Source organism: Nonomuraea sp. LPB2021202275-12-8 (assembly GCF_037044575.1).
GTDB lineage: Bacteria > Actinomycetota > Actinomycetes > Streptosporangiales > Streptosporangiaceae > Nonomuraea.
In genome coordinates, this window is record NZ_JBAHWD010000085.1 from 1 (window position 1) to 5,901 (window position 5,901).

At 63.5% G+C, this 5,901-nt stretch carries 4 protein-coding genes; 2 read left to right on the plus strand and 2 right to left on the minus strand.

The features are described 5' to 3' along the window. On the plus strand, positions 1-569 hold a 569-nt coding region (locus V5E28_RS48560), incomplete at its 5' end, for a hypothetical protein (protein WP_336217112.1). 136 nt (positions 570-705) lie between these two features. Here the strand turns inward: V5E28_RS48560 and V5E28_RS48565 are convergent. Together V5E28_RS48565 and V5E28_RS48570 are read right to left on the minus strand one after the other, a co-directional pair. After that, positions 706-1,989, minus strand: a complete 1,284-nt coding sequence (locus V5E28_RS48565) for a DNA sulfur modification protein DndB (protein WP_336217113.1) — start codon at positions 1,987-1,989, stop codon at positions 706-708. Between the two features lie 598 nt (positions 1,990-2,587). Then, positions 2,588-4,726 carry a hypothetical protein gene (locus V5E28_RS48570; protein ID WP_336217114.1) on the minus strand — a complete coding sequence of 713 codons (2,139 nt, stop codon included), beginning with the start codon at positions 4,724-4,726 and terminating at the stop codon, positions 2,588-2,590. Between the two features lie 568 nt (positions 4,727-5,294). Here V5E28_RS48570 and V5E28_RS48575 point away from each other — a divergent pair. Further along, positions 5,295-5,759 (plus strand): WhiB family transcriptional regulator, encoded by a 465-nt coding sequence (locus V5E28_RS48575; protein ID WP_336217115.1) that lies wholly within the window; start codon positions 5,295-5,297, stop codon positions 5,757-5,759. Positions 5,760-5,901: the final 142 nt, after the last annotated feature.

Genomic DNA, 5,901 nt, shown 5'->3' on the forward strand with positions numbered 1-5,901 from the left:
TCCTGGCGACGACACAAGGCAGAGTTTCTCTTTCCAAAAAGGTGGAAGGCCCAAACATCTCCAATGTCTTCAAACGCACATTCTATCAGATGGCTTACAAATTCCAGCTCGGTGGCCATCAAGACTGTGCAGGGGCCGCGTTTACCATCCCCTATCCCGTATGGCGGAGTTGGGCCCGCCATCTCGGAGACCCCGAGCTGCTTCAGGAGGCCGATGGAACCTATCGGTTGCGATCGGATATTGGTCAGAACGCGCCGATTGAAGGCAACTCCTGGATCTTTGTCTTTAAGTTGAGCGAGCGTACGATGGGAGCGGGTCACGAGGCACCTAGAACGGTCGAACCGTGGAGAGCAATTCGCACGGATGCGAACACGATCATGGATCTTGCCCTCAATGTCTCCCCGGCTAAGGCGTTGGCGGACGACGGCCCCCTAGAATTGATCCGCGCCAAGGCTCGATCAAAGATCAAGGTCTTCTGGCCCGAGATCGTGCCAGGAAGCGTCACAGCAACTCGCCGGAGGCAACCAAAAACGTCAACGCAGGACGGAACCCAAGAGAGCCTCCTCTGAACGCCTACCCAAAGTTCCATGCGCCATATGCGGACGTGTGGCTGCAGGTTACGAACCCGAGCTGAACCCGGTACTTTGATAAGCAAGGAGCCCCCTCCGCGTGAGGTGTGGAGGGGGCTCCTGTGTTGCTGGTGTATCAGACGGCGGCCGGGGCCTTCTTGTACCAGTCCGTAATCACTTTGGTCAGGTGTACGACGTTCTGCTGACGCATGATCGGGGCAGAGGCGTTCGGCTCGAAGTCGTCGTTGGCCGCCGTGGTACGCCAGATGCTGTTCTCACTGACGGGGGCTGCCATATGCCGGTCGAGCCGCTTGAAGAACTCTTGGATGTCCCCGTCCTCGGCCCCCTCCTCCTGTAGGTTGCGGTAGACGCCGCCCAAGACGCGGAGCATGCCTACGGAGCCCAGAAGCGAGGACTCGCGCAGCTTCATGGCCATGGTCGGGGGTGCCGGCAGCTCGTTCTTCCTTTTCTCGGACAGTGCGGGGTCGTAGTTGTCTATGTCCTCTTCGGTAACCTCCGCGAGCGCGGTGAAAGCGACGGAGATGACATCCAAGAATCCGCGGACGCTTTCGATGACCTCGTTGTCGGTCATCGACTCGACCTTCTTGCTGACGCGGCCACCGGGGCCGGCGATGACAGCTCGCGTGATGTCGGCGACGTGCTTGGCGCCCATCAGATTTCGGTTACTCAGAGTCATCCGATCTCGCTCGATGTCGACCTTGCCCAGGAAGAGGGGGTGAGCGATGATGTCGCTGAGCGTGCGGTTGGCGATGCGCGAAGTGTCGAATCGGGCGCGAACGGCACCAGAGATCCCTTTGGCATTGTCGGCGACGTCGACGAACATCTGCTGACCGCTGACACCGTTGGGCTCCAAATAGATATCAATTCCGACGAATTCGTCCTTGAGTCGCTGCATTCGACCGATGAGCGCCTCGCGCTCCTGCTCCAGCTTCACCTTTTTGACATCGTTGGCGCGGTGAATTTCCCGGTCGATGCGGGATACTTCGTCCGTGATGCGCTTCTTTTCTAGGTGCACTCCAAGGATTCGGTGCTGACCATCGATCGTGATGAGACGTCCGATGCCGCCGATGGCCCACGGGACGGTGAGGTAACCGACCGAGCCGTCTTCACTGATCGGCTCGTAGCGACAGCCGCCGGTGTCGCGAATGAGGAGAGCCGGGGCTACCCACTTGGGGTTGTCAGCGAGATACTGACCGAAGCCCTTGGCGTGGTTGATGTCCACCTTGCGGTTGTCCGGGTCCGGCTTGGCCGGATCGGGAATGGTGAGGATGACCGAGAGGTCAGCGAGCGGAATACGCGTCGTATAGACGGTCCGACCGCCCTGGCTGGTTCGAATTGCCAGGTAGACGGACTCTTCGCGTACCAGAGAGAGGCGCGATGAGTCGACAGCGATGGTCACGAATAACTCCCTTTTCTCGGGCTTCTGCGTACTGAATGGATGATGTAAAGCCGTAAGCGTGACACGCGGTCAGCTATCCGTCAAGATATCAACTTAATTGCCGAACCATTTGCCACAAAAGTCCTATTGGTCAAGAATGACAGTTTCGGGGCATTGTCGCCCATGGCTGGACCTGTGAGTAATTGATACCGCGGTGGCTGAATATCCAGGGTCAGCACATAGCCCTCTGCCGCACTCGCCGCGCCGATCGTGGGACCTTCAGAGTCAGGCTGTTGGTTACGGGCGGGGCTACCTCGCCCGTAACCATTGCTGTCGCGGCTCGACGCGCTACTGTGCGCCGGGGCAGCTGGCGAGAGCATCCACATCAAACTGGGCGCCGCTTGCGCCACAGCAATTGGCAGTGGGCGCCGGCAACCGGCAGGTCTCGAAGCCGAGTGCTCCCCCACTCCTTCAACCGGATCGCCCTCACACCTCTCAACCGAGGGGATTGGCAGCGGCCACGGCATGCCTGACCAACGCCGACGGGAACTTTGAATCCGATGAAGACGCCGCCAGCGTGGGGGAGCGTCTTCATCGGCCTGTTCTTCGTGTCTGTCCCTTAATCGGCTGCCGTGGTTTCCTCGTCGGTCTCCTCGCCCAGCTCGTCGTCCGACGGAGATTCGATACGGCTCGCTTGTCGGGCGGCGACCTTCCCCCAGTATCCGAACTTGGACTGGGCCTCGACTAGCGTTTCGACCGCAGTCTTGGTGTCGCTGGCGGGCCATCCGCGCTGATCCATGAGCGGCCCACCGGCTGGTGCCTCCAGGTGCTCCAGCTCGTCAAGGCGCTTGGCCATCTGCTCGATGATGTGAAGGATGTCCTGCTGGAGGCGCGAGGCCTTCATGATGGGCGTCTCGGATTTGATCGACACGGGGCGGATTGTCGGACCGCCGCTTGGGAAGCCGTCATAGCGCAGCCAGCGATCGGTCACCGGTACCACAGGTCCCTCCGGGTCGGGCCGGATTTCACCGTCGTCGCCCAGCACACCGTGGATGATCTGACCGTCTGTGTCGACCAGGCTGGGCGCGAGGCCGGCGCGACCGTCCACGATGGCCTGACGCAGCAGTCTGAGACCGCGCTCGTCCTGCAGCATCTGCGAGAGAATCTCTTGGGGTCCTCTCTGATCGGAACCCTTGCTGCCCATCGGCTCGCGCTTCAGGGCTTCGTAGGCGGTCAGGTGATACTGCGCGTGCGCGGCGAGTTCGAGGCGGTCCCGCCACGCATCAGGATTGGCCTGCTCGGCTTCGGTCCGCTCCAACTCGGCAAGTGCACCTTCGAGCAGTTCATCGGGTCCGCGGCCTGTCACCTCCCATCGGCGCGTGGTGTAGGCCGACATGTGCGTGGCCCGCAGGTATGCAGCACGCATCGCGGTTGCTCGCTCCCGCAGCGAGTCCCCAGCGGGCAGGCTGGCCGCCAGGCTGCGGGTGGGGCGCAGCGCCAGTTCTGCGACGACATCGATACGGCGGTTTGCCGTGACGGACTTCTTCGCTGTGACGTCCATGATTCCCCGGTCGACCAGGTCACGCAGATGTGGCTGCAGCAGCGTCGCTAGGACGTGCGCGGCCTGCGCATCGCGCTGTGTGGGCAGCCCCGCCGCATCGGATGCCTCCGGGGTGAGCAGCCCGGCCAGGTAGTCGTGCCGGGTGTCGTCCAACACATTCGCCGATCGCAGGACCTCCAGGACGGCCTCGGCCATTGCCTCCAGCTTGCCCGTCGGTGTCCACGGCCTGGGCGGGTCGACGTGCAACATGCCGACGTAGGCGGCTACGGCGCGGCTGAAGTCGTAGGCCGCGCTGGGCTGGGGCGTGAACCTGAGGAAGATCCGCGCAGGGGTGATCAGCGCGTTGCGCTGCCAACGTAGCTTCTTCGCTGCAGACGGCCCGAGGGAGGGGAGGTCTTGCGAGGAGATGTTGTCCACGAACCGGCGATAAGAGTCGCGGTTGGACGGCAGGTGGTAGTGCGTCGTGCGGGGATCGGTCAGGTTGAGTACGGCATGGGCGCCGGTGATGCGGCTCGACCCGTCGGCCGTCCCAAGAAGCGGCATCGCCGGCTGTCCGTCGCGGTGCCGCAGTTCGAAGTAGACCACGGTCACTGGCATCACGACGCCCCGCGCGGCCACTGAGTCCTTGAGCGGGTTCTTCACCAAGACGTAGTCCTGGGCCTGCTTGGCCTCGTCCAACACGTGTTGGACGCTCTGCGCCTCGATCCACAGGCCTGTGGCCTCACCCGGTTCAGAGCGGGGCCCAGCCAGCGGGCCGAGATGACCGGGCACGCCACCTGCCGGGTACACCCGCATGTCCATCGTCCGGTTGTTGGTGGGCAGCGGCACCAGGCCGGGAGCGTACAGGTCAACGTCGATCACCTCGATCACTCCACCCGCGACGTTGATCGAGGTTGGATTGCTCAGCGCGGCCCTCAACGCAGCCGGGTCGACGACGCTGTGCGCCAGGGCAGAGGCGAAGCCCTCCGGCAGTCCGAAGTCCGAGGCCACCTTGAAGGCCCGGTTCACCGCCGCCATCTTCGGCAGCGCCGGAAGCGGGCCGTCGCCGAATCGGGACCAGACGGCCGTCTCGCTGCTCTCGGCTTCGCCACCCTCGGAGTTGGCCACGGCAAGTTCGTCCGTCTCTGCGCTGGCGGTCGTCGCCAACTCCATCTGTTCCGCAATAACAGACTCGTCTTTGGCGTTGTTGCTGTTCATCGTGTCGCCTCCGGACGATCACGAACGGCGCGAGGCCGCTCACGTTGCCCCTTGGGCGGGTCGCTCCAGGGGCATGTGGCCAAGGCCCACGCGCCATGCACCACGCCGCGGCGTGTCCTCTTTCAAGGCGTGCGCCGTGACGAGCCGAGCGGTGAAACCGAACCGTTAGGACTCCGGTCACCGGGCCGTGGCCCGCTGTCGTGTGTCCGCCGCCTTCAGCCGGCGTCGGTCGGTCGTGGTCTCGGCTGCGTCCCACCATTGCAACACGGTGGGCGTCGGAATCGGGAAAAACTGGCTCGAATCGACGGCGCGAATCTCAGTACCGCCCGGTTAGCGCGATTTTCCCGCTATGCCGCAGAGCCGGGGCTACTGTGGTGGGCGGCTTCTGGGGGTCACTCCCAGGGCAGTACGAGCGCCGAACGGCGCAGCCACGCGGCGAAAAGGGCACAGTCCCCGACCGACCGACTCGTACGGCCAGAGACCCAGGTCCAGGAAATTGACAACAACAGACAGCGTGGGCGTGACCCCCTCGCTCGTGATCCCGCACAACGCGGAGCCAGGAGCGAGAGTGAATACTCACGAATTCGAGGATGCGACGCCGCCCGAAATCCTTTACAGGGCGCTTGAGCCGTATGCGCCTCCGGCCGGTGCCGCCGCGTGCGCCACCCACAACCCCGCCAGGTTCGATACTCCCCGACGCCAGGACCTCGCCTTTTGGGGCGAACCCCTTGATCCGGCGGTTGACTATCCGGCCGCCCGCGAGATCTGCCTGGCCTGCCCCCTCCTTGCCGCATGCCGCAAATACGCCGACGACAGCCGAGAGGAGCAGCACTTCCTCGCTGGCATGACCGCCGCTGAGCTTGTTAGCCGGCGCACGAAGCGGACCGAGATCGCCAAGCGGCGCCGACAGGTCCAGGAATTGCATGCGCTTGGAGCGTCCACCACCGTCATCGCCGACATTCTCGGACGCGACCCAAGCCTCATCCGAGGCGACCTGCGTTCCTTCGCCCAACAGGACCAAGCTGCGATGTAACAGAGACGCATGGATCTGGTCCACAACTGGTCCACGATCAGCGAGCGTCAACGAGAACGGGCGGGGCTCCGTGAGACTGGAGGCCCGCCCGTACCTGTGGTGTTTGCCCTGGTCAGCGGCCGGAACCGCTGATCAAGATCGA

What these genes read in the sequence shown, in the direction of transcription:
- V5E28_RS48570 (WP_336217114.1), bottom strand. Translation starts at nt 4,726, where the DNA reads ATGAACAGCAACAACGCCAAAGACGAGTCTGTTATTGCGGAACAGATG.